Below are 24,963 nucleotides of genomic sequence, written 5' to 3'. Positions count from 1 at the left end.
GCAAGCAGACCGCCAACATCATTATCATCACTGTCGTTATCTGTCTCGTCCAGACGGATCTCGGCATCTTGCTTAGAGGATAGATCCGCCGTAGGACCATCATCTTCAAACTTGATCAAACTACCAAGTTCAACTGACTCGCTATCTGTATCATCGTCACCATCCGTTAGCGTGACTGTTAGTTTGATAGCACCAGCCGCAATTTCCAACGGATCAGTCGCTTCATCGTGATCATCTGTATCACTATGTTTCAACGCACGGAATTGTTCGACAGTCACCCCGCCTGTGGCAGGATCAACAGTAATAGTGAAGACAGCCGCCCCGCCATTACCAGCAGTACCTGTAATGACATTGCCGTTTTGTATTAAAACAACGGCTTCACCTGAAGCAGTATCAAACAGTCCAGAAGCACTGTTATCAAGAGTTAACGAGAATACAGACGATTTCTCACCATCTGTTCCAGCATCGTATTCGTAGGTAATCAGGCTTGAAGCATCAATCGTGGCAAAGCCAATTGCTCCGGCTGTTGGTGCAGATGTTTCATCATCTGCATTGCTATCGCCATCATCAGTACCAACTGATTCGTCAAGACGTATATCAGCGCCATCATTGGTTTCAAACTTCGTGATAACAGGGCCGTCATCTTCGATGTTGATCGTGGCTGTTGCAGTAACGCTATCGCCTTCATCGTCAGTTAATCTGATTGGAAGATCAAAAGAGGCATTTTCGTCGTGCGATCCCTCACCGCCATCACCCGGCTGATTATGATCAATCGGACCATACTGAACAAAGGTAAGATTACCCGTGTTACCGTCATTGTTAAGGGTTCCATCGATATGAACCGCAAAAATAACATTGCCGGATTCATCAATACCCCAGACCACTTGTGGCTGATCAGAATCCTGATGAAGTGTAATAACAGACCCACCAGAAGTTAACAGGCTATCGACGTCACCAGACAGATCGAAAGTAATAGCTTCCAGATCATCTGGAGTAGATGGGTTTGTGTTCAGAGGTGCATCAGTATCTGTTGGACCATCAGAACCATCCGTTTCGTCATTAGAACCATCGGTCTTCAGATCATAGGTAAAGGTGTTCTGAGCTTGACCGACGGCATCGCCCAACTCAGCCCCATCATCACCTTTTAAAGCTTTATATCTTGCGTCTAAAACAGCTTGTACAGGCGCGGGAACATCAGGAATATCATTTGAATCAGGGTCAACACCAGCACCTTCAACACTAACCGTACGTTGCGTCTCATCGTGGATCAACGTAATTGAAGACGTGAACTCTGGAATATCTTCATTAATAGAAATATCAACAGACACGGGACCAGCTACAGACTGATTATTCTCGTCAACCGGCGTTCCATCAGCGTCTGTCAATTCTGAACCAGAACCTTCCGGTACGGTTTCAGTTGCAACAGCATGGACCGTAATTGTCGCAGGCCCCTCATCACCCTCGGCACCTTCACCGCCACGTGGCGTACCATCAGGTAAACGATCATTCGTCCAGTCATTAGGATTAAAGGAAATATTCGTGGTCAGGCTTCCCGACCCATCGTCAGATGTATCGGCTGTATTACCGCCGTTTGCGTCATCAACATTTTCTGAAACATCGATGAAATAGCGGACATAGCCATCATCTGCGACTTCGTCGCCGATTGTATTTTCAAGCGTGCTTAAAGCATCTGGAGAAGGAGTCACTCCAGCTGCCAAGGCAATCTGGTGCTGAAGAGAGGCAGGAAGATCAGAAGTATCGGTAACGAGAGTAAGTACAGGCTTACCATCAGTACCAAACGTTACCTGATAAACGTTATCTCCGTCCATTTGCCAGATTTCTGCACCAGGAACTGGACGAATATCCCATCCCTCTGGAACGCCATCAATCACAAGTTCATGTGCTTCTGAATCATCTGCAAAATCAGAGAATTCGACAGTTACAGGGATCGTAACGACGTCTTCTTCATCACCAGAATTAACAACACCACCACTCGGTGAAACGGCCCTTGCCGTTTCACTAAATGTTGCCGTTTGCAGTCCATTTTGACCACCATCATCACCAATATTTAGGCCATCAGGAAGATCAGCAACAGCGTCAATTACAGCAACAGTTGTGTAACCAAGCGTCGCGCTCTCACCAGAATCTGGATCGGAAATCGTTGCTGAACCTGTAATCGTGATATCAGCGTCAGAATGTTGCGGAGGCAGCACATAGATGTCTTCAAAGTCAGAAGGAGAAACCGTTACAGGGAATCCGCCTGTATATTCATCGCCTTCTTCACTTCCGCCGATAAACAGGCGTACGCCTTCTGGCAGCTCGTTAATAACAACGGTATCAAGTGTCTCATTATCAGATGGAACAAAGGTCAACACCATACGCATCGGCGCTGAAAAGGCTTCCCGCGAACCATCCCCTAAGAATGGGCTGCTATCTTCACCAGCATCACCATCTGTTAAATGATGATTAGGTAGCCAGTCTTCAAAACCACCACCGAAGGAACCCGTAATACCACCATCAGGACCTTCTTCAACTTCCGTAATAGTCGTCAGGAAGCTGATCAATAGAGTTCCCTGCGCCGGATCTGTAATTTCATCCAAGCTGCTAAGTAAACCAAACTGAAGTTCTGTTGGGTCAATAACGCCCTGCGCATTTAGGAGATCAATCGCACTACCGAGATCATCACTATACGTGCTTCCGCCGCCGCCAGTTGGGCCGGCACCCGCACCGGCTGCTGTTTCAAGCGTTTCACCTTCGGCAAGAGCCTGTGCCTGACCAATAAGAAGCCCAGCAGAAAGTTCAATACCACCAATAACAAGAACAGGCGCATCAGCACCCTGTGATTCTTCGACTAGGTTCTGGAAAACAATTCGGCTATCTGCGTCCCCATCACCATTAGTATCGAACGTTAGAACAAAATCATTGCCCTCAACGATTGGCGTTGCAGCAGTCGCATCAAAGGTAAGATTGGCAGTCTGCCCCTTAACGAGAGTAACATTAACGGTTTCACCTGCGGCTGGCGCCGAAACATCAACTGCCCCCGCAGCCTGCCCGACAAGGGTCTCACGCCCAGTTTCCCCAACGACATTCACATCATTTGTATCAACCATTGCTTCACCACCGTTTTGTTTTACATCATCAGTCATTTGGAATCCCCCTTAAGGTTCCTATGTCTTTGTGCCCCTGTATGTACAATATTGTACGGCACATATTTTTGGCAGGCGTACGACGCCCATTAAACTTTGGGTTAATATTACTATAGACTATTTTCAACTCAAGTGATTCATTTCAAAAACCTACATCAATATATATGAGTTTTAATTGTTAATTTTATTTTAACCTTTTTTTGAGGTTGAAAACACTACGTAATAACCCGTACAGACAAACTTATAGGACACTTGAGCTAACAAAGAGCTAAAGAATCCTTTCCAAAATATTACCAACTTAATGCGTCTGGATTATTTCATAAAAAAAAAGCCCTACCGAATCGGCAGGGCTTTTAAATGGCCATAAGGCCAAATTTTAGTATTGTCAGATCAGATTATTGAACCAGATCGATCTCCACAACGCGGTTACCTGGCTCACGTACACCATCTTCGGTTGGAACAAGAGACTGTGTCTCACCAACAGCATCCGGAACGATACGTCCCACATCAACACCTGCACGCGCCATTGCTTCCATCACTACTGAAAGACGACGTTGAGAAAGTGCCTGGTTGTAATCAACAGCACCAGAACGGTCAGCGTGCGCAACCATACGTACTGTTGACGCATCGTTACCCTGCGCAGCTGAAAGAGCTTCTTCCAGAGACTGACGACCAGCATCTGTAGCTACTGTGCTATCAAAGTTGAAGTAAACAAGGAATGAGCTAGCCAACGGAGCCTCGTCTGCTGCTGGCGCAGGAGAAATATAAGGCTGGAAGTCTGTAAGTTTGAAAGTTGCAAGAGCATCAAGGCCGTTCATCGCAGCATCGAAAGCTTCTTTACACTCGGCACCACGGGTTGAAGGTTGATACTGAACAGAACGTCCAGCTTCAGTTGCTTCAATCCAGCAGTCATAATTAACTTGAGCTTTAGCAGCAAGCTGAGGAGCAATAACACGACCACCACGGTCAAATGCCTTGCGCATACGCAAAAGAGCATCAGCAAATTCAGGTTTTTGGTCATCTCTCAACCAGCGATCATCTGGCGCATCTGGCACAACAGAAGAACGACGTGCAGCAGTACGCGCTTTGTGATTGAAGTGCTCGGCATCAACCAAGTCCCAATTGTCATCACGCTCAGCAGAAAGCGCAAGATACCCGTCGTACAAAGCATTACTGAACTGAACGCCTTCTACTTCAAGCCCTTGAGCAGTATCAGTATCAAATAACCCACCGAACATTGCGTCCAGCGGTCCAGCATTTGCCGGTGCAGCAGCGATCACAGCCGCAACAGCCCCGAACAGAAAACTTTTTGTTTTCATTGTCCACCCCTTAATGAGTGCTGCAACCCACAGCAGAAATAAATTCAGAGATATCTATACCGTTTCATACGATTAAGAGCAAGCCATTGTGTACATTTTTCTCTACTTCCACGTTTGAACACGCTCAAATTACGTAATTATAAGGAAAAAATACCTTTTTCTACTTACAACTATACCTCCATAGAGGATTGAAATTATTAAGAATCGGTTAAAAAAAGAATCCCAAAATGGTCACACCCTTTTAATAGCCGACTTGCTACCTTCATTTTCAACGCTGCGTTTTCTCACAGCTTCTCTCGTAGATTAGTTAAAGAGTTTTATATTTTGCTTGCTGTTATATCCAAGTCTGCCGCCCTTGCATCAAAATCTCTTGCCTTGGGAATGTCCTCTTTGTTCGTATCCGTTGTAATTCTATCAACACTAGCTCATCCATCAGGAGCTCAGGCATCCTCCCTCTATGCAAAAGAAAGTACAATGCCTTTGCACCGGAAACCGGATAACAACGGCACTGTTGATGCACAGACTTACCCCTGGAGCACCATTGGTCGCCTTAATATTGGGGGCAAAAGCCACTGTACTGGCGTCATGATTGGCAAAAGGCACCTCATTACTCAGGCAAACTGTCTTTACAACAAAGCAGAAAAGAGATGGTGGAACAAAAATGAGCTCCACTATCGCGCAGCCTATCAACACGACAAGCACATGGCATCATCAAATATTGCCCGTGTAGAAATTTCAGATAACTATAACCCGAAATCGCCAGACAGCTTGGCCAGCATTGCTGGTGATTGGGCACTTGTTACTTTAAAAAGACCTTTAGGCCAGCATACTGGCTGGTTAGGCTTAAAAAGCCTCAACAAAAATATGCGTCACCAATTAAGAACCGGGACAGCAAAAATGTTTAATGCTGGCTATCACAACGGTTGGGAGCATGCTGTTCGCCTTTCCAGCGGATGCGTGCAACGGCTCTCTAAACAACGAATTCCAAACGTCGGAGCCATACCCTGCCGAGGCACGAATGTGGCACAAAGGTCATTACCAACCTTCATCTACCAAAATGGATCATACCACCTTGTTTCTTCAGCGGCTTTTAGTAAAAATGATTCCCCAAGAAAGAATGATAGCTGGGTATTTGCAAGCCTGAAAACCGCAGGCTCAAAATGGGGCAATAGTCATCGCCCTTAATTTTCCAGAAACGAGAAAGAATAGAGCACTAAATAAAGTCTTCCATCCCATTCTATTAGCCCCTCTAAAGGGATTGTATTTCAGGAGGGCTATAAACAGTTACCTCAGGGACAGGACCGACGAACTTCTCGACTTCAACCAACGTTGAATGAGCTGTTGGCCCCTGCCCCAGTTCTGACGTTCCTTCGTCTCTGGTTAGAACATTAGGGTTCCCGGCTTTATCCAGACTTCCAATAACCCCAGGCTCAAGCGGATCGTACCACGCCCCTGTGGGTAGCTGGACAACACCGGGCTGCACCGTTGCACTGATAATCAATCCGGCAAGAGTAGCGCCACGATCATTATAAACCCGAACCACATCACCAACTTTTAGATTTCTCGCTTGCGCATCATCAGGGTGCATCGTTATAGCTTCCCGGCCCGACACCTTGCTTTGCTGGCTGGTTTTCCCATGGTCAAGCTGGCTATGTAGGCGCGTTGCCGGTTGATTTGAGATGAGATGCAAAGAGTATTGCTGCGCAGATGGTGACCGTAACCACTCTTTGGGCTCCAGCCACATTGGATGCCCCTTGCAGCTTTCCAACTCAAAAGAGGCAACGGTCTTGGAATAAATCTCAATCAATCCAGATGGTGTTCTGAGCTTATGCCCCTCAGGATCTTTGCGAAAATCTTCCATCAAGACTAGATCCTTACTCGCGGGCAATGAATATTCACCAGCCTCCCAAAAACTGTCAAAATCCGGCATATCAATACCAAAACTGGCCGCTCGCTGGCGATTTTTAGCATGAAACAGCCTGAACCAATCCATTTCATTCCGGTCTTCGCTGAAGCGGTCCAGAACGCCAATAGATCGAGCGATACCGCAAAAAATATCATAATCGTTTTTAGCCTGACCAACTGGTTCAACAACTTGTTTTACCGCAAAAATATCATCATCGCGCTTTGCACAAACGATATCATTGCGCTCGGCTGTCATTGTTGCGGGCAAAACGATGTCTGCGTGACGGGATAGTGCATTCCACGTCTGCTCGTGCACAATGATGCTGTCCGGTTTTTGCCATGCCTTCAGCAGACGGTTCAAATCCTGGTGGTGATGGAACGGGTTGCCCCCTGCCCAATACACCACCTTTGTATCTGGGTAAGTATAGCTCTGTCCATTATAGGTAAAGCGGCCACCAGGATTTAACAGCAGGTCACTGATCCGCGCGACTGGAATAAAGTCCCGCACTTTATTAACGCCTTGGTCCAGCGACGCCCACGTAAAGTTATTGAATTGATGCCCCACACCATTTACACCAGCATAGCCAAGGCCAAAGCCGCCGCCGGGCAAGCCGATTTGCCCCAGCATTGCCGCCAGAACAATCGTCATCCAATGCGTTTGCTCACCGTGGTCAGCACGTTGCAGGGACCAACTGGCCGTAATCATCGTCCGCTTTCTTGCCATTTCCTTTGCAAGACTGCGGATGACCGACGCGTCAACCCCGGAAATCTTCTCGGCCCAGACAGCGTCCTTTGGCTGCCCGTCACTTTCCCCGAGTAAATATGGCTTAAACTGCTCAAACCCAACGCAGTATTTATTCAAGAAACCTTGATCGTGCAGCCCGCCATCATAAAGCTGGTATGCCAACGCAAGCATAACAGCAACATCACTATTCGGCAGCAATTGGTGATGAACCGCGTCTAAAGCATCATCGACATCATCCCGGATCGGGCCAAAATTAACAAACTTTGTTCCAGCCTTTTTACAAGCGAGCAGGCCTTTCTTTGCCGAATGGCGCCCAACTCCGCCTGCGTTTATCTGCCCATTTTTGAGGGCAACCCCTCCAAACATCACGATTAATTGGCAATGTTTTTCCAATACAGGCCAAGATGTATGTTGTGACAACAGCCAGGCCATAGAGCCAACAACATGAGGCAGAATCACTTCAGATGCAGCATAGCTGTAGGTATTCACAGATTTGGTGTAACCACCAATAGAATTCATGAAACGATGAATTTGACTAGGCGCATGGTGAAAGCGCCCAGCACTGGCCCACCCATAGGACCCTGCAAAGATAGATTGATTGCCAAAATCATTTCGAACACGATCCAGCTCTTTGGCGACCAGATCGAAAGCCGTATCCCATTCAACCTCAATAAAAGGTTCCGCGCCACGTTTATCCGTTGCCGCACCGGGCCCCTTTTCTAGGTAACTTTTACGAATGGCAGGGCGTTTCACCCGACAAGGGTGTTGTATGCCATCAACAAATGATTGTCCGATTGCAGATGGATCCGGATCCATTTCATGAGGGGCAACATCCGTTATTTTTCCCTGATCAACAGAAAGATAATATGCCCCCCAATGGGACGCCGTTAATCTCTTTTCCATCTTACAACACTCTTGCTTTACTTAATACCGTATGAAGCACATCCAAAACTTCTAGGGCCGGCATCTAAACAAATTATCTTGGTGCCTGTAACCTGGGATCGGCGATCGCTTCTTCGACCAAAGATGCATCTGATCGCATTGCCATATGCCGATTGGCAATAATGTCATCAATCAAAAGGATAAAGGCATTCCACTGAAATTCCTGCAACGCATCCCCTTGAAGATTTTCTGCTCCTTTTTTCAAGCCAGCAGAGAATTTCTTCACGGTTGACCGCAAAATCGCTTTTCGATGCGATCCTTTGATCGAAATTTGGTCTTCAATTTCCTGCTTAATTACAGAAGCCTTAAGCGGTATAACAATTTCGCTGCCACGTAAGGTAACAGTTGTATCCCAAGAAAACTCATCGTCTTTGGTTTCAGTATCGCTCATATATTTATCTTCTCAGCTATCAACTTGTCACTTAGGTTCTAATTGGGTCGGTTATTTTTTGGGCTTATTTTCGCGACGATAAGCTTTCACATAATCCTCCAAAAGATCGGCAACAAGCTCTGGGTCACCAAGAGAATCCCAAATAGACAGATCAATTTCGTCGTCATCGGTATAGCGCAAACCAAAAACGATCAGGTCTTCAGCACCGAATTCGACCAATTCGTCTCTCAGTCCATCAAGGAGCTCATCGCTCTCTGTATTTTTTTCGCTCACGTCAATATCCTCATCTATTATCCCGATTGTAAAAAAGCAGCCATAAACAGGCGCCTTATTCTTGTTTCCCTTATGTCAGAGCCATAAGGTTCATAAAAGAAAATTCGACCACTCTGGATCACTAAATAAATGCGTTTAACGAAATTTTACTTCCAAGAATAGCTTTAGGACTTATGAGGGGAATATTCTATTCAGGAAACACTCGTTTTTTTTTAACACAAGCACATCACAAGGCCCTTTGTCAGGAGACTACAGCCTCCAAACTAAAGATCAGAAGCAACCATTTACCAGAGACCACACTCATGAAATCCTAGACTCAATTAGTCCATGATAACCATCTAGTGATCACGAAGTATTTACAGACAATTTACGGGCTATTTGCTGGGAAAATCCCGGTTACGAACATCATTGGCATAGTTCTGAACAGCCTTTGTGATGTCTTCGTGGACCTGCGCATAGCGCTTAACAAAAGAAGGAACATACCCCGTACCTTGACCAATCATATCTTCGGTCACCAGAATCTGACCATCACAATCAGCTCCTGCACCAATGCCGATTGTCGGGATTGTAATCTCTTCACTAATCCGGCGTGAAATTTCGGGTTCGGTACATTCGATAACCGTCGCAAACGCCCCCGCCTTAGTAACCGCGTGGGCATCAGCGAGGATTTTTTCTTCATCGCGCTGTGTCAGAAAACCACCAACTTGATTGGCATGTTGTGGCAACAGCCCCACATGAGCCAAAACGGGTACTCCGCGTTCAACAAGAAACGCGATGGTTTCGGCCATTTCCTGACCACCTTCAAGTTTAATTCCAGCACAGCCAGTCTCTGACATTATACGTGCCGCATTTTCAAAAGCCTGTGACGGTGATGCTTGGTAGCTACCAAAGGGCATATCCACAATCACGCATGCTTTCTTGCTGCCACGGACAACCGCGGCACCATGCGCAATCATCATATCCAACGTGACACTCAGGGTATTTGGCATTCCATAGATAACCATACCCATACTATCGCCAACCAACAGAAAATCGACATGCTCGTCCAGCAAATTAGCCAATGAGGCCGTATAAGCCGTCAGACTCACAATAGGGCGTTGCCCCTTAAGGCGCATAATCTGTGGGATTGTCGTGCGTTTAGCCATTATCTTGGTCTCTGTAATACTTTGGGTAATACTTTGGGTAATACTTTGGATAATCGTCTGGGTAATACTTAAGATAAAACGCAGCCATACTCGGACTTCGTTTTACGAATCAAAGGTACTATAGCCAGATCAATTGTGCACCGCAACAAAGCTAGTCAAATTATTCTAACATGCCTTTATTGTGACAGTACAATTAACTCAACAACCCCCGTTCTTGAGCGGACTCTTTTAATTCATCGCGAAAATCCGGGTGGGCAATCGCGATCAGAGACTCTGCTCTTTGAGAGAGTGACAACCCCTTCAAATCAACCATGCCATATTCTGTCACTACATGGTGCGTATCCATACGGGGGTCCGTAGCCGGGCCATCCAGTTGAGATACAATTCGAGAGACAGTATCCGCCTTTGCCGTTGAGTGCAGGGCAACAAATGACTTCCCCCCGCGAGACGCATAAGCCCCGCGAACGAAATCAAGCTGTCCACCCGGACCACTAAATTCTCGGCCCCTTAGATACTCGGCATTAATTTGCCCCGTTAAATCAACTTGTAACGCTGAATTAACCGAAATCATATTCTCGTTTTGAGCAATAATTGTCGGGTCATTAATATAGGACGCAGGATATCCCGCAAGTGATGGGTTATCGTCCATAAAGTCATAAAGTTCTTTATTACCCAAAGCCAGAGTGAACAGGTGTTTCAATCTGTGTAACGTTTTGCGTCGACCATTGATAACACCGCTTTTTATCAAGTCCATGATGCCCGGTGACAACAACTCGCTATGCAGGCCCAAATCGTTGTGTCCTACCAGATAACTGGCCACAGCATTCGGCACGCCCCCAACCCCCATTTGGATTGTCGCACCATCAGGAATTAACTCGACTATTTGTTTGGCAATAACCTCATCCACCTGTTGCGGTGCTGACGGTAAAACCTCTTGAAGCGGCGCATTATTTTCAACGATGGCATCAACTTCTGATATATGAATGAGGGCTTCGCCAAAAACCCTTGGCATTTCCTCATTAACCTCGACAATCAGCTTTCCACAATTGCGAGCAACCGTGGTGCCATAATCACTGTTGGTTCCCAGACTAAAATATCCGTGTCGATCCATGGGGGAAACGGTTGCAATAAAACAATCAGCACCCAATGTTTCACTCATGAGGCGCCCAACTTGATGAAAAGTACTGGGAATGTATTCCAACCAGCGTTTACCTTGTTCCAGCCCCAGTTTTTCAATTAAACGATCATGACTACTCATAAAAAGTGAATGTGGCTTGATAACAGACATAACTTTGGGATTGAGAATTGTTGTTCCGGCATGCGAACTGGCGTGCATATAATAGGTTTTCAGACAGGTAAGATCTCCGCCCAATGCACGATCCGCAACCGCCTGCATCAAAGCCGGGGGCATTGAGACCCCCATGGAAATCATAAGATTACTATTGTCTTTGATTTGTTGTGCTGCTTTTGAGGCAGACATTAATTTTTCTAAGTAAAGTTCCTGTGACGAGGTCATCATTCCCCCAAAAAACGTGTCATCAAAATATTTTAAGTCAGAGAGTATTCGATAAAAATCACAAATCGCAGACAATCAAATGAAATTAAAAATATACTGTTAGGGCAAGAATCATATTCACATCAGAACCATTTTCTGCAAGCGGTAACATTATCCGTTCAATCGTTTTATAGTTCGGAATGTGATACGAAGCGGGGCCTTTGCGATAGTCGGGCATTTTTGTTTCGACAATATTCACATAATCTTCGTCAAAGCCGGAACGGGTAAAATCCGGAAAGGCTTCGTCAATCCACATCCCCGTGCAATCCCGATTCATAGCCGCATAATGTGCTGTTCCAAACAGACGAAACCGGAACCTTATGGGGTTTTGTTTTACATCAACCAGCCAGATGTTTGGTAAGAGCAAAGGAATATCCATCGGATCAAGATGTTGCCGACCGGGAAGCGTATTCTGATCAGGATGAATAGATAACCAATATTCGTACAGAGCCCGGTTTTTCTTGCCCCATAACTGACGCTCTTGTTCCGAGTATAATTTCAATCCAATAACCTGCGAAGCTAAAATGTCGAGAGAATCTTCCCCAAGGGAAAAACATCATACACGATAGCTTCCAGACTTAAAATCCGTTAGATTTTCTCTCTCATTTCAACCAAATGATTTCCTTCCACTCCATGATAAAAACCGTTAGAAAACGGAGCAAACTTGACAAGATCTGATAATATTTCCTGTGCTGCCCTTTCCTCTAAACTTCCATCTAGCCGCTCTCTGAAAGTTTGAATCACTTTCACCATATCCAGATCTTGTGGCCACAACCTGAAATGTGTTGCCCCGAACTGCACAAGATCATCAAGTTCATGCAATAAATTAGTGACTGTATACGACATTGTCTGTGTTCCGTTCACGGCAAGGAATGGTTCCCCGTCCAACGTCTCCACATTCATACCGTCGGGATCTTGTTCACACACATACAAACAGCCATCCTTACTCAACCCGTGCGACCTTGCATGATAACAACGTGCAGACAACGCCAAGGGCACCCGACCAAACGCCTGAATTTCAATTTCTCGATCCTTATTGGACGCTAAAAGCCGTTCGATAGCCTTTCCTGATAGCTCACACGGCAAAACAATTCGCCGGGCACCGTTTTGATAAAAATAGCCCAACGTATCTTCGTTATAAACATTCACAAAAGGGCCAACGATATGTTCCCTCCCCTCAAGTAATCCAATGGCTGAAAGATCATTCGCCTCTAAAATCCAAGGACTATCCTGAACAACTTCATGCAGTTCCTTTCTTTCGCGCTTTGACATCACAAGCGAAAGAGTTGAGATCACAACTTCTTTGCCGGCCTGTTCGAGACGATCACAAATTTCAGGGATAAAAGGTGTTAAAAACGGTGTTCTCTTGGAACAGGTGACCTCTCCGATATAAACAACATCAACAGGGGCTTCATCTGCGATCTTGAAGTAGAAATCCCGCCTTTGTTCTGCAGGCCAATTATAAAGAACAGGGCCAAGCGTAAGTTTCGCCTGTGAACTGATTACCTGTGAACTCATTAAACCTTATCTCCAATTCTTTTCGTAAGCACCCGCGGTAGACCGAGTTCCTTCGGTAATATTTCCCATATCCATAAATGGAACCGGTTCCCCCTTCATTGCTGCATCAATGGCATGCCGATAACCAGAGACTACCTGATGAACATAAGCCTTTCCCCGTTGGCGTCCTTCTATTTTCAGTGCTTTCACGCCTGCCTGAATGAGTTCAGGCAACATCATCATGACATTCAACGAGGTCGGTTCTTCAAAAAGATACGACGGATCGCCCGTATGTCCGATAAACCTTCCCTTGCATAAAGTGGGATAACCAGCCGCCTCTTCGTTTGGAAAAGAATTGATCGTGAATTCCCCTAGCCTGGAAACAAGTTTTCCGCGACGGTGTTCATATTCAACATGACTGGCCGGCGAACACACACCATTCATGTTGGGGGATTTTCCAGTAGCATAGGAAGAAAGAGAACACCGTCCTTCTGCCATGACACACATCCCGCCAAAGGCAAAAACCTCGGTCTCAACATCAATCTCTGTTATCAGCTCTGCAATCTCACGAACCGTTAAAACGCGGGGGAGAACAACACGCTGAACATCAAAAGCAGAGCGATAAAAGTTAATTGCTTCAGGATTGGATGCCGAGGCCTGCACAGATAAATGACGTCGCAAGCTAGGGTGATGCCTTTTGGCATAGTCCAACAAGCCAACATCTGCGAGAATAACAGCATCAACGCCTATTCTGGCAGCGGCATCAACAGCTCTATACCATGGCTCCAAATTTCCGGCCTGAGGATAGGTATTGATCGCAACATATACCTGTCTTCCCATGTCATGGGCTTTTTTCACCCCTTCCTCAAGCTCTTCAGGACTAAAATTCAAGCCCGGAAAATTACGCGCATTAGTCTCATCCCTAAAGCCGACATAAACGACATCGGCCCCGGCATCCAAAGCTGCACGTAAAGAAGCTGGCGTTCCAGCAGGACAAACAAGCTCCATTACCTTACCCCTCCGGCAGGCTGTTGTAATTTTTTCAAAGACGTTTTGATTCTGACGAGTTCCTTATCCATTTTCCTCATCCGATCCTCGGACCTGTCCATCTCTTTATCTATTTCACTTACATGTCGCATAATTGGAAGCAGGATAGACCGTTGCGCAGTCCGAAAGTCTTTCTCAAGGCTTTCACCAAGGGAATTCACCTTTGAAAAAAACTTCGTAAAATCTGGTTTTATAAAGGGAATCGGACCACCTAATACATCGACAAGCCTGACATCCGCGCTATCAACAGCATTACGAAGGGTAAGGACGGCTTCGGTATCTCCCTCGATATTCAAGGTTCTTGAAAAAAAGAGAGCATCCCCGTCGACACGACCTTCCATCAGCTTCAACAAATCAACCATCGGGCCAGAAATTGCAGCCTGAGCCTCTGGGTGCTCTGCATCGTTGTCCAGAATATCAATATGGGTTTCTCTTTCTTTAACAGACAGATAAAACCGGTAATGCAGGTCTGTTGGATTGATAAGAAAGCTGACGTTTTCCAAGATAGCCAGACGAGAGAAAATTTCCGGATATAATTTTTTCATTCTTGCCAGAACATACTTGGCAACAGGATTGAGAGAGAATGCAGGAACGGGCCGCATTATAAACCCGGCAAACAGCATTGGTGTAAAAGGCGGCACACTGGAGGGTGCATTTTTGTCATGCATCTGGAAAATCTCTGAAATAAATCTCGTAATTATTCCATGGATAATGCTGAGCCCAAGCCAACAGTGCCTTGATCTTCATCAAATACACCACATGTTTAATTTACTATTCAGATATCAGAACGGTTCCCCTATAACGTTGACCTCATCGTCAGAAAAATCACGCACTCGAAAGAGATACAACACGACGCCCTCAGGAGCACTTTATGAGTATCGCCACAACGTCATCACCTATTGCCCAATCCGTTATTGCGAAAATCGGTATTGTCACCGTTTCTGATCGCGCCAGTCGTGGTGAATACGAAGATCTTGGCGGGCCAGCAATACACAAGGAACTATCGCAAATTCTCTCATCCCCTTGGAAACCTGTCACGCGGATCATAGAGGATAATCAGGATCTTATCAAACAGACCTTAATTGAACTGGCCGATACAGAAAAATGCGCCTTGATCGTGACGACTGGCGGTACAGGCCCTGCGCCCAGAGATGTCACCCCCGAAGCAACAGAAGCTGTGAGTGAAAAACTCATGCCCGGTTTTGGCGAATTGATGCGACAGGTAAGCCTGAATTTTGTGCCAACTGCTATTCTCTCTCGCCAAACCGCAGGTATTCGGGGAAAGACCCTGATGGTTAACCTTCCCGGAAAACCATCCGCAATTAAAGACTGTCTGGACGCTGTTTTCCCCGCTATCCCCTATTGCATTGATCTTATCGGCGGGCCGTTTTTAGAAACGAACAACAGCTATTGCAAAGCCTTCCGCCCCAAAAACAAATAATCATCCGCGGCGAAAACAACACAGTAAGTCAGTGCTGTAATTATAGTGCTGAGTTAAAATAAGATAAAAAAAGGCGGTCTATTCGCCGATCAGATGGGCAACAACCTGACGTTCATGTGCCATCGCACGGTGCTCAAAAAGATAAATTCCTTGCCAGGTACCCAGCGCCAATGCCCCATGAACGATAGGAATACTAAGCTGTACGTCAGTCAGGGCAGAGCGAATGTGGGCAGGCATATCATCTGGCCCCTCGCAAGTATGACGATAAAGGGATGGATTTTCCTCAACGAATCGACGAAAAAAATTATTCAGATCAAACTGTACATCGGGATCAGCATTCTCTTGAATCGTCAAAGAAGCCGAAGTATGCCGAATAAAAAGGGTTAAGAGCCCACAAACAAAATGCTGTTGCTCTGCCCAAAGAGAAACTTCGTGGGTAAAATCATAAAGGCCTTGCCCTTCTGTACGAATATCAAATATCGTCTGCACCTGTTTCATTCAATACCTCGGCAGTTTCAGCCCCTACCAGCCTTCAAAAGTGTGAAAATTATCATTAGACAGATAATAACCATATTTTTGCCGGATATTAACCCATGTTAGAATGAAACGTGTTAAATACGGTGGCCTTGCCGCGATCGAGTCTTAACAAAAGAGTATTGAACAGTACTGTAACCATGGCAAAAACGTTTGATATAGTTAAAGTTTTGGAAGTGAGCGAACAGAATTTAAAATCTGTCGCTCAAACCAATCTCTATCGCTATTGGCTAGAATTGAAAGCTGATAAAATACTGCCCGTCTGGTCTGATTTCAATCCTGGTATTGTACGTGAAGCCCTCCCCGATATTATGCTCTTCGATGCTCTGAAAGAAACCAGTTTCTTTGTGTCTATTACAGGTGATCACTGCCGGGAAAACTTTGGCATAAAAGCCAGTCGATCTCCCATAGAAGAAGCATTACCAGAAAATGCCGTTGCAGATGCCAAATCTCGTTTGGCCCATGTCTATAACACCAAAAAGCCACACCTAGTTACCAAACAGATGACATGGGAATCAGCAGTAAAAAGAGAGCTACAACAACAGTCTTACACTGTACTGTTTCTCCCTTTTAATGTTGAGCATGACACAATCAAATTGAAGATACTGAATTCAATCTACTTCTCTTAAGTCTCTCTGTTAGTTCTTTCTGCCCTCCAGCATTTTATGCCTTTGTCATTAATGCGTGATCTCAATACATTTCTTCTTGTGTCGACGGAAGAACAGTAGCTACTTTGCCAATTCTTTTTGACACTTAAGGAACCTGAATATGAAAACACGTGTAAAATGGATCGAGAACGTCGCCTTCATAGCTGAAAGTGGCTCTGGGCACGCCGTTGTCATGGATGGTGCCGTCGAAGGTGGAGGACGAAATTTGGGACCTCGCCCAATGGAAATGCTTCTGATGGGAATGGGGGGCTGTTCGGCTTACGATGTTGTTTACATATTAAAACGCGGGCGCGAAAACGTAGAAGATGTCGATGTTGATGTTGAAGCTGAACGCGCAGACACGGACCCTAAAGTTTTCACAAAAATCCATATGCACTTTCGGGTCAAAGGTGAAGGCCTTAATGAGCAAAAGGTAGAACGCGCCGTTGAACTTTCAGCCGATAAATACTGCTCTGCGTCTATCATGCTTGGTAAAGCAGCTGAAATCACTCACAGCTTTGAGCTTATTGAATAAATCTAGCCCCAAAAATTCAGGAAACCAGCAATGAGAGCAGTTCTACAACGGGTAAGTGAAGCGTCTGTCACCGTCGATGGTAATATCGCTGGTGCCATTGAACAAGGACTGCTCGTCCTCTTTTGCGCAGAGCATGGCGACATCAATGATGAGGCAGTTTATTTCGCCAGGAAAATCAGTAAGATGCGGATTTTTACAGATGATGAAGGGAAGATGAACCGCTCTATTCTAGATATAGATGGTTCAGTCTTGGTTGTTAGCCAGTTTACTCTTGCCGCGAACTGGAAAAAAGGAAATCGACCAGGCTTCTCTGCAGCCGCCACACCTGCGGAAGGCGAGCGACTTTATAAATTCTTCTGTCATGCCCTAAAAAATGAAGGCCTTACCGTAGAAAAGGGAATTTTTGGCGCGCATATGGATGTCAGGCTACTTAACGACGGTCCTGTGACAATTGTTATGGACTCAAAAGACAGCGCCTGAATTAAAAAGTCTTACTCCAAGGCTGAGGAAAGGTCTTTCGCAAACAGCTTCCCGGGCGCAGTACCTTGTCCTTTAACGCCAGCGAGCCTCAACATATGCCAAACAAGAGCAAGATTACTTGAAAAAACAGGTTTACCGAGTATTTGTTCTGCTTCTTCCAATATCCCGAATGTACGTAGATTGGTGCAGGAAACAAAAACGCCCTCACATTCAGGCTTTTCCCCAAGCCGCACAATAGCATCCAACGTAGACACTTCAGATATTTTAGAAACAACCTTCTCCTGATCCTGTTCGAAGGACCCAAAACTTACAATTTCAAGCCCGTATTCCTCTAACAATGCCCTCATCGCATTCGATACTTCGGGAACATAAGGCGTTAAAAAACCGACTCTCTTTATCTCCAGCGCCCGGCAAGCCGCTACAGCTGCCGTAATAGGTTCCGTTACAGGTACTCCCGGATGTTGTGTATGTATTTTAGCTGCCACCTGTTCTGGCCCAATAATTGTTGTCCCGGATGTACAAGCATAGGCCATTGCGTCAAACCTTGTACTCTGGGGAAGCAACCCCGCTGCAGTAGGCATATCCTCTGCCATTTTAATCAAGGTGTCTTTGGTTACTGAAGGATGGCTCGGTATACGAGAATGGAGCAGGAAAACATCGAAATCTCGAATAGCATGCCGGAACTCATTCTCAAGTGTTTCATCTGCCTGCAGAACGATCAGACCAAGGCAAGCTTTGGCTTCATTCCCTTGATCTAGCGTAAAATCCAGTTTCATTATTCAATCCTAAACCTCTTTTTCCAGATATTTATGTTTTAAATATCCTGAAAAATGTAGCCTACTTCCTTAGATAATAGGCAACTCAGGAGCGGCACGTTGCGTTAACAACACAGGCGCATCTTCAGTAATCAGAATATTTTCTTCATGAACCATAATTTTTCCATCCGAAACTTCCAGACTAGGTTCTAATGTCATGACCATTCCGGGCTTCAGAACTGTATGATCATGAGCATAAATAGACGGCCACTCTGTCAGCTGCAAACCAAGTCCATGACCATAACGCCCGACATCAGAAGAACCTCCGCCCATAGATTGGTGCATCACGTTAAACAAATCAGAACAACGTGTTCCTGACCTGGCATATTTTAGTCCCGCTTCTGTTGCGTGCCACAGCTTCTCATAGCTACGCTTTGCCCGATCATCAGCACGGGTAATGGCAAAATTTCGATCAAAATCACAGAAATACCCCTTTAATGTTGCCCCCGTATCCAACATTAGAACGTCACCGTCTCTCAACTGTGTATTGGTTGGCGGAGAGATAACATCACCATACCCACCTTGACTTGCCGCACCGACAAGATAGGGAACATCCTCGGCCCCTTCTTGTAAAAGGGCTATTTTAAATTGTCGAAAAGCATCATCAAGCGCCTGTCCCGGAGAGAAAAGCGCCCCTGCTCTGGCGAAAGCAGAGCTACCAATTTCACAGATCTCCTGAATAATCTTAAGTTCAGCCTTTGATTTCACCATTCGCAAAGCTTTAAGAAGATCGGTGCAGTCAATAAATTCTGCCCCACAGGATGAACGTAGCTCATCAAAATCACGGACAGGCATACGCAAACTGGTCTCAGACCCCATCGGCCAGCCAATACGAGAATAATTGCTCAGGGCTTTCGTCAAAAGACTAATGCCATCATCCGTGGGATGGGGTGAAGACCATGTTCGAATATCTTTCACCCATGTCTTTTGCATCAAGTCCGCCCCAATTGCGGGGATAACAGCAATTGGTTCACCCTTTTGAGGTAGCACGAGGAACCAAGGTCGCGTTGGGCTTTGCCAGAAAAGCGTTCGGAATCCTGAGAAATATCGAATCTCTGCTTCTGTACAAAAAACCAGTGCATCAAGCTTATTTTCAGACATTGCCTTTTGAGCAAGAGACAGGCGTGTCTGGTACTCAACTAAATCAAAATCACTCATGTAGATTTCCTGAAACGAGAGGTCTTTTGAATATGTTCTTAAGCAAAGAAACAATTCAGAAATCACAGTTTAGTAATTGCTCAGATACTAATTTACTCATCTTTGAACAAAATTATGAAGAATATAATACTATTACACATACTAATGCCTGAATTTAATCACCCCTCATATTTCAGGACAAACACAAAGCTGATAACTGAGCCTGACATAGACAGCCTCTCAAATGCGACATTCAGGCCCTTTGACTTCCCGTTCGTATGGGATTACTGCTTAATTGATATTAATTCCTATTCACATACCATCTCTTTTAAAGATTTAAGAATACAATGCTGAACAGAAGACATTTTTTAAAAGCTGGTTTAGCCACAGGTTCCGCGGTCATTGGCGGCGGATCATTTGGAGTGTTAACATCACAGGCAAACGCGACACCCGATCTCGTTTTAAAACCGAGAATAATCGAACAGAATATTCTGGGACACCATCCAACAAAAAATGTGTTTTCATATAATGCATCCGGTCCTGCCCCCATACTTCGCGCGAAACAGGGCCAACCTTTCCATGTACGTCTTGAAAATAAATTACCGGAACCGACAACAATTCACTGGCATGGTTTGCGATTACCCAATGCCATGGACGGCGTGCCTTTTGTGACCCAGCCTTACGTTTATGAAAATGAAACATTTGACTATATCTTCACGCCACCTGATGCAGGAACCTATTGGTATCACCCTCATTGTAACACCTTGGAACAAATGAGCTATGGGCTAACAGGGATATTGATCGTTGATGAAAAAGAGACACCCAATTTTGACGCTGATGTAACCCTAAACTTGCGAGATTGGCGTCTGGGGTCAGATGGTCAGTTCATTAACCTTTACAAAGCCAGAAAAAGTGCCCGGGCCGGTACCTTCGGGACAGTAAAAACCACCAACTGGGAAGAAAACCCGGTTTACAATGTTCCCAGCGGCGGGATTATCCGCTTACGGGCAGTGGTCAGCGATGTAACCCGGATATTCAAACTAAAAACAGAGGGCGCAGATGCCACAGTTATTGCTCTTGATGGTTATCCTATACCAAAACATTTCCCACTAGATCATCAGGCTGTTGGTCCGGGGCAGCGCATTGATATCGCCATTAGAATGCCCGACGAAGAAGGTAAAGAAGTCAAGCTTATCAATGCCTCTTCATCAAAAGCTTGGACGGTTGCGACTTTACGGTCACAGGGATCATCCTTGAAACGCGATATACGTGACCTCAAGTCGCTGCCACGCAACCCTGTGCCAACTCCTGATCTTAAAAATGCAGAGCACATTCCTTTCGAGTTTACGGCAACTGCAGAATCAGCCCCGAAAAATGGATTTTGTGGCACAATCGGCTTTTCCTTTTGGGCCATCAACCGAAAAGCATGGCTGGGTGTTTCCCCTGATCCAATGGAACCATTGGCCGATTTAAAACTGGGGAAAAGTTATATCTTTAGCTTTAGAAACAGAACACCCCATACACATCCGATCCATCTGCATGGACTTTCCTTCACCCTGCTCAATTCCAACAAACGACAAATTGATCCCTTTGTCACGGATACAGCCCTCGTCCTACCCGATGAACGTATGGACGTCGCTTTTGTCGCCGACAATCTAGGTGACTGGCTTCTGCACTGCCATATTATCGAACATCAAAAGACAGGAATGAGTAGTTTTATCCGAATAACTTAAATCGAAACAAGAAATTAACCCTCAGGGAACAGCATGAGAAATAAGCCGACAGACTTCTTCAACATCAGCTCTCATTTGCCCTACTTCCTTTCTAACAAGCCAGTTTCCACTGGGCATCGCAAGTTCTATGGGGGACAAGCGAACCACTTCGCCTCGGGATAAAGCCCCCTCACTTAACGGGAGTGATGCCAGTAACACACCAACACCTGCTTTTGCCGCATCCAATGCAGTAATAAAGCTATCAAACCGAATGGCTGTTTTCCGAGGCGGAGAAATTTTTGCTTCAATCGCCCATTCAGACCAACCACTCCGACGCCCCGCCAGCCGGATGCATGGCAAACTCTGCCACGCATCATTCGTGGAGCTTTCTAACAGTTGGGGTGCGCATATTGGGGACAAGACCTCGGAAAAAAGGTGCGTTGCAACTTTCCCATCCCAGTTCCCAGCCCCAAACCGTATCTCAATATCAGCATTGATTGCTTCATAGTCTGCAGGTCTATGAATAGACGCAATGGAAAGAGTAACATTGGGTCGCGCTTCTCTGATCCAGGGCAAGCGAGGCACCAACCACAAAGACGCGATTGATGCTGGGCAAGCAATTGTAATAACTTTCGCGCCCTTTTGACCAAACAGATCTTCAGTCGATCTCGCCAGTGCGTGGAGTGATGATCGAACGGATGGAAGGTAGGCATCTCCCTCTGCCGTCAATTCAACGCCCCTTGCCAAACGATGAAACAAAATCACGCCAAGATGAGCTTCGAGCTTTCTGATCTGTTGGCTAACGGCTGCTTGTGTCAAGCCGAGTTCAACACCAGCTTCTGTGAAATTTTCATGACGGGCCGAGGTTTCGAATGTTCGCAACCAATCCAAAGGAGGCAATGATGCCAATAGCTTACTCCATAGCCATAAAAATAATTAGGTCATAGGGTCGTATTATATTGATTGTTTTTATTCCTTATAACTGGACTAATCCAGTCAATTATAAAAATTCTGTCTTGGAGAGATAAAATGAAATTGGATACCACAGTCATTCTGAATGACGGCAAGGTCTTGCAAGCAATCTGGCATGACGGATCGTCTGCCCGTTTTCATGCGCTCTGGCTCAGGGATAATGCCCTGGATGCCGCCACACGATCAGAAGGGAACGGCCAAAGGCTAATCACCATTCTGGATCTGCCTATTGAAACCTATGTTTCTGACGCATCGATAGATGACCAAGGCTCTCTTGAGATCACTTTTCACCCCGAGAACAAAACCGTTGTTTTCCCTGGGGATTGGTTAAAAGAACATGCCTACGACCGTACTCATTCCACAAATAAGGGGTGGGTCAGCAACCGCGTTAAAACATGGAATTCCAGTCTCACCAATTCTTTCGGAATTCCAACTGTTGATTATACCACAGCCCAACAGAAGGGAACTGAATTTGGCAATTGGCTCGAAGCTGTGGAAGCCTATGGATTTGCCATTATGACTGATCTGCCGCTTGAAAGTGGCACCCTTTGCGATGTTGCAGAGCTTTTTGGCTACGTAAGAGAAACAAATTATGGTCGTTTCTTTGAAGTCAGATCAGAAGTGAACCCTGTGAACCTTGCCTACACAGGATTGGGATTGCAGGCCCATACCGACAACCCCTATCGCGATCCGGTTCCAACACTTCAATTACTCTCTTGTATGGAAAACTCCGCTGATGGAGGAGATTCTATTGTCGTTGACGGCTTCAAAGCTGCTGAAGTCCTGCGCCAGGAATCACCTGAAAGCTTTGAGCTACTCGCCAGTTTTCCTGTACGCTTTGAATACGCCGGAAGTGACGATGTAAAACTGCAATCAAAGCGCCCGACAATTGAGCTTGGCCCGGACGGAGAAATGCTGTCGATCCGCTTCAATAACCGCTCTTCTGCCCCCTTTACCGATATTCCGTTTGAACAGATGGATGCGTTCTACACTGCCTATCGTAAATATGCTGAGATAATCGAACGCCCAGAAATGGAAGTCAGCTTTATGATGAAACCGGGGGATCTTTTCATCGTAGATAACACCCGTGTTATGCATGCAAGAAAAGGCTTTTCAGGCGCAGGGACCCGATGGCTGCAAGGATGCTACGCAGACAAAGATGGTCTGTTATCAACACGCGCATCGATAAAAGCCAAAATAAAAACGCAGGAGGCCGCCCAATGAGTGCCGATAAATTCCAGACACTGACGAATGAAAACATTGTTGATTTTATCGGTGACATTTTCCATCGCCGTGGCGCAGACTCCTATCTAGGTGAAGATGTGACAATGTCCGAACACATGCTTCAAGGTGCGCAGCTCGCAGAAAAAGCAGGGGCGAACGATGCTTTGATAGCCGCCGCGCTGTTGCATGATATCGGACATTACACCAACGAGTTTCCTGACGATGCCCTCGAAAAAGGTATCAACAATCATCACGACGAAGCCGGTGCTGCCGTATTGGAAAAATTCTTTCCAGCCGTGATCACTGAATGTGTTCGCCAACACGTGGCGGCCAAAAGGTACCTCTGTGCAAAAGACGAAGCTTATTTTTCACGCCTGTCAGACGCCTCTATCCACACTCTTAATCTTCAGGGAGGACCAATGAGTGAGGCTGAGATGCAAGAGCTTGAGAAAAATCCACATCTGAAAGAAATCATTCAAGTGCGCTATTGGGATGATGAGGGTAAAAACCCTGCCGTCACAACACCGCCCTATGAACACTACGCACCTATTCTTCAGCGCGTTGTTGATAGCTTTTGTGCTGCTGCAAAGTGACGAAGCCCCAAACAGGTTAAAACGATATGTCCAATAAGGTAATTCTTGTCATCATGGACGGTGTTAGTTACGACACCTCCCTTTCCCAGTGTGGTTATCTGGAGGGAATGGTTGAATTGGGTAGAGCGCATCGCTGGAAAATGCACACAGCTTTACCAACTATTTCAGCAGCCATGTATGAAACTATTCACACCGGCCTGTCGCCGCTTGATCATGGCGTCAGCGGTAACGAAGCTCTACGACGTTCAATCGTTCCAAATGTCTTTGACCAATTACATCAGGCCGGACATAGCACAGCTGCTGTTGCCCATTCCTATTTCCATACACTCTATAACGGACCTTATGATCCTATTGAGCATGTTGAAGTGGAGGATCAGACAAAGGCAATCCAGTATGGGCGCTTCTATTCAATGGAAGGTTATTCTGCCGCAAACATCTGTGCCCCCGCAGAAATTGATCTCTGTGCACAGGCAACCCGCCTCGTTCGCTGTCATACGCCGGATTATGTCCTGTTACATAGCTCATCGGTTGACAGTCTTGGTCATAAATATACCGCGGACTCTGCGCAATACCGCATTCAAACTTGGCATATTGATAACGCGCTGGCCCGGACAATACCGATCTGGTTAGAAGCAGGATACGATATTTTCGTTACAGCCGATCATGGTATGAATGCTGATGGTCATCACGGCGGTAACGAGGAAATCATGCGCCATGTTCCCTTTTACTATTTTGGTGCCGCAAAGGTTCCAGAAAAAGATCAGCTATTCGATCAGTTGGCCATAGCCCCGAGTATTCTTTCACGGATTGGTGCCGATATTCCCGATAGTATGAAGCACAGACCTCTCCTACAGGGATAACGAATTTTATAAAGAAGATGCTTATTCAAGATTAATGGTCCCAATTAA

Annotated in this window: 24 protein-coding genes; 9 read left to right on the top strand and 15 right to left on the bottom strand. The window is 45.8% G+C overall.

What is annotated here, in order from left to right; all coding sequences use genetic code 11:
- Both ACN0QW_RS03140 and ACN0QW_RS03135 read right to left on the bottom strand, forming a co-directional pair.
- A partial coding sequence (locus ACN0QW_RS03140) for a DUF5801 repeats-in-toxin domain-containing protein (RefSeq protein ID WP_417428703.1) occupies positions 1 to 3,146 on the bottom strand: 3,146 nt, incomplete at its 3' end.
- A gap of 395 nt (positions 3,147 to 3,541) precedes the next feature.
- The gene (locus ACN0QW_RS03135) at positions 3,542 to 4,465 is read right to left on the bottom strand and encodes an OmpA family protein (protein ID WP_417428701.1); all 924 of its coding nucleotides are present in this window, start codon (positions 4,463 to 4,465) and stop codon (positions 3,542 to 3,544) included.
- Between the two features lie 324 nt (positions 4,466 to 4,789).
- Between ACN0QW_RS03135 and ACN0QW_RS03130 the strand changes: the two genes are divergently transcribed.
- Complete coding sequence (locus tag ACN0QW_RS03130; protein WP_417428699.1) at positions 4,790 to 5,650, top strand: trypsin-like serine peptidase; 861 nt, start codon at positions 4,790 to 4,792, stop codon at positions 5,648 to 5,650.
- A 64-nt stretch (positions 5,651 to 5,714) separates the two neighbouring features.
- Here the strand turns inward: ACN0QW_RS03130 and ACN0QW_RS03125 are convergent, their stop codons facing one another.
- From ACN0QW_RS03125 to ubiT, 9 genes are all read right to left on the bottom strand, one after another.
- Entirely contained in the window at positions 5,715 to 8,018 is a 2,304-nt protein-coding gene (locus tag ACN0QW_RS03125; protein ID WP_417428697.1) for a molybdopterin-dependent oxidoreductase, read from the bottom strand.
- A 73-nt stretch (positions 8,019 to 8,091) separates the two neighbouring features.
- Positions 8,092 to 8,448 (bottom strand): hypothetical protein, encoded by a 357-nt coding sequence (locus tag ACN0QW_RS03120; RefSeq protein ID WP_417428695.1) that lies wholly within the window; start codon positions 8,446 to 8,448, stop codon positions 8,092 to 8,094.
- Between the two features lie 51 nt (positions 8,449 to 8,499).
- Positions 8,500 to 8,721 (bottom strand): hypothetical protein, encoded by a 222-nt coding sequence (locus tag ACN0QW_RS03115; protein WP_299373566.1) that lies wholly within the window; start codon positions 8,719 to 8,721, stop codon positions 8,500 to 8,502.
- A 374-nt stretch (positions 8,722 to 9,095) separates the two neighbouring features.
- Positions 9,096 to 9,884 carry a 3-methyl-2-oxobutanoate hydroxymethyltransferase gene (panB, locus tag ACN0QW_RS03110; RefSeq protein ID WP_417428727.1) on the bottom strand — a complete coding sequence of 263 codons (789 nt, stop codon included), beginning with the start codon at positions 9,882 to 9,884 and terminating at the stop codon, positions 9,096 to 9,098.
- A 175-nt stretch (positions 9,885 to 10,059) separates the two neighbouring features.
- Positions 10,060 to 11,382 (bottom strand): acetyl-CoA hydrolase/transferase family protein, encoded by a 1,323-nt coding sequence (locus ACN0QW_RS03105; RefSeq protein ID WP_417428725.1) that lies wholly within the window; start codon positions 11,380 to 11,382, stop codon positions 10,060 to 10,062.
- A gap of 85 nt (positions 11,383 to 11,467) precedes the next feature.
- Positions 11,468 to 11,923: a PAS domain-containing protein gene (locus ACN0QW_RS03100; protein WP_299373554.1), complete on the bottom strand. Its 456-nt coding sequence runs from the start codon at positions 11,921 to 11,923 to the stop codon at positions 11,468 to 11,470.
- An 86-nt stretch (positions 11,924 to 12,009) separates the two neighbouring features.
- Entirely contained in the window at positions 12,010 to 12,939 is a 930-nt protein-coding gene (ubiV, locus tag ACN0QW_RS03095; protein WP_417428692.1) for a ubiquinone anaerobic biosynthesis protein UbiV, read from the bottom strand.
- A gap of 6 nt (positions 12,940 to 12,945) precedes the next feature.
- On the bottom strand, positions 12,946 to 13,926 hold the full coding sequence (gene ubiU / locus ACN0QW_RS03090; RefSeq protein WP_417428690.1) for a ubiquinone anaerobic biosynthesis protein UbiU: 981 nt from the start codon (positions 13,924 to 13,926) through the stop codon (positions 12,946 to 12,948).
- Positions 13,926 to 14,633: a ubiquinone anaerobic biosynthesis accessory factor UbiT gene (gene ubiT / locus ACN0QW_RS03085; RefSeq protein ID WP_417428688.1), complete on the bottom strand. Its 708-nt coding sequence runs from the start codon at positions 14,631 to 14,633 to the stop codon at positions 13,926 to 13,928. Before ubiT ends, ubiU begins: the two co-directional genes overlap by 1 nt.
- Positions 14,634 to 14,836: 203 nt before the next feature.
- Between ubiT and mog the strand changes: the two genes are divergently transcribed.
- Positions 14,837 to 15,406: a molybdopterin adenylyltransferase gene (gene mog / locus ACN0QW_RS03080; RefSeq protein WP_417428686.1), complete on the top strand. Its 570-nt coding sequence runs from the start codon at positions 14,837 to 14,839 to the stop codon at positions 15,404 to 15,406.
- A 78-nt stretch (positions 15,407 to 15,484) separates the two neighbouring features.
- On the opposite strand, the gene ACN0QW_RS03075 is transcribed toward mog, so the two are convergent.
- Positions 15,485 to 15,904: a secondary thiamine-phosphate synthase enzyme YjbQ gene (locus ACN0QW_RS03075; RefSeq protein WP_417428684.1), complete on the bottom strand. Its 420-nt coding sequence runs from the start codon at positions 15,902 to 15,904 to the stop codon at positions 15,485 to 15,487.
- A gap of 176 nt (positions 15,905 to 16,080) precedes the next feature.
- On the opposite strand from ACN0QW_RS03075, the gene ACN0QW_RS03070 reads away from it, so the two are divergent.
- The 3 genes from ACN0QW_RS03070 to dtd all read left to right on the top strand — a co-directional run bounded on the left by ACN0QW_RS03070 (position 16,081) and on the right by dtd (position 17,602).
- The gene (locus tag ACN0QW_RS03070) at positions 16,081 to 16,569 is read left to right on the top strand and encodes a PAS domain-containing protein (RefSeq protein ID WP_417428682.1); all 489 of its coding nucleotides are present in this window, start codon (positions 16,081 to 16,083) and stop codon (positions 16,567 to 16,569) included.
- Positions 16,570 to 16,708: 139 nt separating this feature from the next.
- A complete protein-coding gene (locus ACN0QW_RS03065; protein WP_417428680.1) occupies positions 16,709 to 17,122 on the top strand; it encodes an OsmC family protein in 414 nt (137 codons plus the stop codon).
- Between the two features lie 30 nt (positions 17,123 to 17,152).
- Positions 17,153 to 17,602, top strand: a complete 450-nt coding sequence (gene dtd, locus ACN0QW_RS03060; RefSeq protein WP_417428678.1) for a D-aminoacyl-tRNA deacylase — start codon at positions 17,153 to 17,155, stop codon at positions 17,600 to 17,602.
- 11 nt (positions 17,603 to 17,613) lie between these two features.
- On the opposite strand, the gene ACN0QW_RS03055 is transcribed toward dtd, so the two are convergent.
- Together ACN0QW_RS03055 and ACN0QW_RS03050 are read right to left on the bottom strand one after the other, a co-directional pair.
- Positions 17,614 to 18,378, bottom strand: a complete 765-nt coding sequence (locus tag ACN0QW_RS03055) for an aspartate/glutamate racemase family protein (RefSeq protein ID WP_417428676.1) — start codon at positions 18,376 to 18,378, stop codon at positions 17,614 to 17,616.
- Between the two features lie 69 nt (positions 18,379 to 18,447).
- The gene (locus ACN0QW_RS03050) at positions 18,448 to 19,575 is read right to left on the bottom strand and encodes a M24 family metallopeptidase (protein ID WP_417428674.1); all 1,128 of its coding nucleotides are present in this window, start codon (positions 19,573 to 19,575) and stop codon (positions 18,448 to 18,450) included.
- A 326-nt stretch (positions 19,576 to 19,901) separates the two neighbouring features.
- Here ACN0QW_RS03050 and ACN0QW_RS03045 point away from each other — a divergent pair, with 326 nt between their 5' ends.
- Positions 19,902 to 21,287 (top strand): multicopper oxidase domain-containing protein, encoded by a 1,386-nt coding sequence (locus ACN0QW_RS03045; protein WP_417428672.1) that lies wholly within the window; start codon positions 19,902 to 19,904, stop codon positions 21,285 to 21,287.
- 21 nt (positions 21,288 to 21,308) lie between these two features.
- On the opposite strand, the gene ACN0QW_RS03040 is transcribed toward ACN0QW_RS03045, so the two are convergent.
- The gene (locus tag ACN0QW_RS03040) at positions 21,309 to 22,175 is read right to left on the bottom strand and encodes a LysR family transcriptional regulator (RefSeq protein ID WP_417428670.1); all 867 of its coding nucleotides are present in this window, start codon (positions 22,173 to 22,175) and stop codon (positions 21,309 to 21,311) included.
- Between the two features lie 120 nt (positions 22,176 to 22,295).
- On the opposite strand from ACN0QW_RS03040, the gene ACN0QW_RS03035 reads away from it, so the two are divergent.
- From ACN0QW_RS03035 to ACN0QW_RS03025, 3 genes are read left to right on the top strand one after another with little or no spacing between them, the layout of a single operon-like run.
- Positions 22,296 to 23,462 carry a gamma-butyrobetaine dioxygenase gene (locus ACN0QW_RS03035; protein ID WP_417428668.1) on the top strand — a complete coding sequence of 389 codons (1,167 nt, stop codon included), beginning with the start codon at positions 22,296 to 22,298 and terminating at the stop codon, positions 23,460 to 23,462.
- The gene (locus ACN0QW_RS03030; protein WP_417428666.1) at positions 23,459 to 24,055 is read left to right on the top strand and encodes an HD domain-containing protein; all 597 of its coding nucleotides are present in this window, start codon (positions 23,459 to 23,461) and stop codon (positions 24,053 to 24,055) included. The genes ACN0QW_RS03035 and ACN0QW_RS03030 overlap by 4 nt, the downstream gene beginning before the upstream one ends.
- 26 nt (positions 24,056 to 24,081) lie before the next feature.
- The gene (locus tag ACN0QW_RS03025) at positions 24,082 to 24,915 is read left to right on the top strand and encodes an alkaline phosphatase family protein (RefSeq protein ID WP_417428664.1); all 834 of its coding nucleotides are present in this window, start codon (positions 24,082 to 24,084) and stop codon (positions 24,913 to 24,915) included.
- The last annotated feature ends 48 nt before the right edge of the window (positions 24,916 to 24,963 follow it).

The sequence above is a fragment of the Kiloniella sp. genome (assembly GCF_048259265.1).
Lineage (GTDB): Bacteria > Pseudomonadota > Alphaproteobacteria > Kiloniellales > Kiloniellaceae > Kiloniella.
This window is presented reverse-complemented; position numbering and strand designations above follow the sequence as displayed.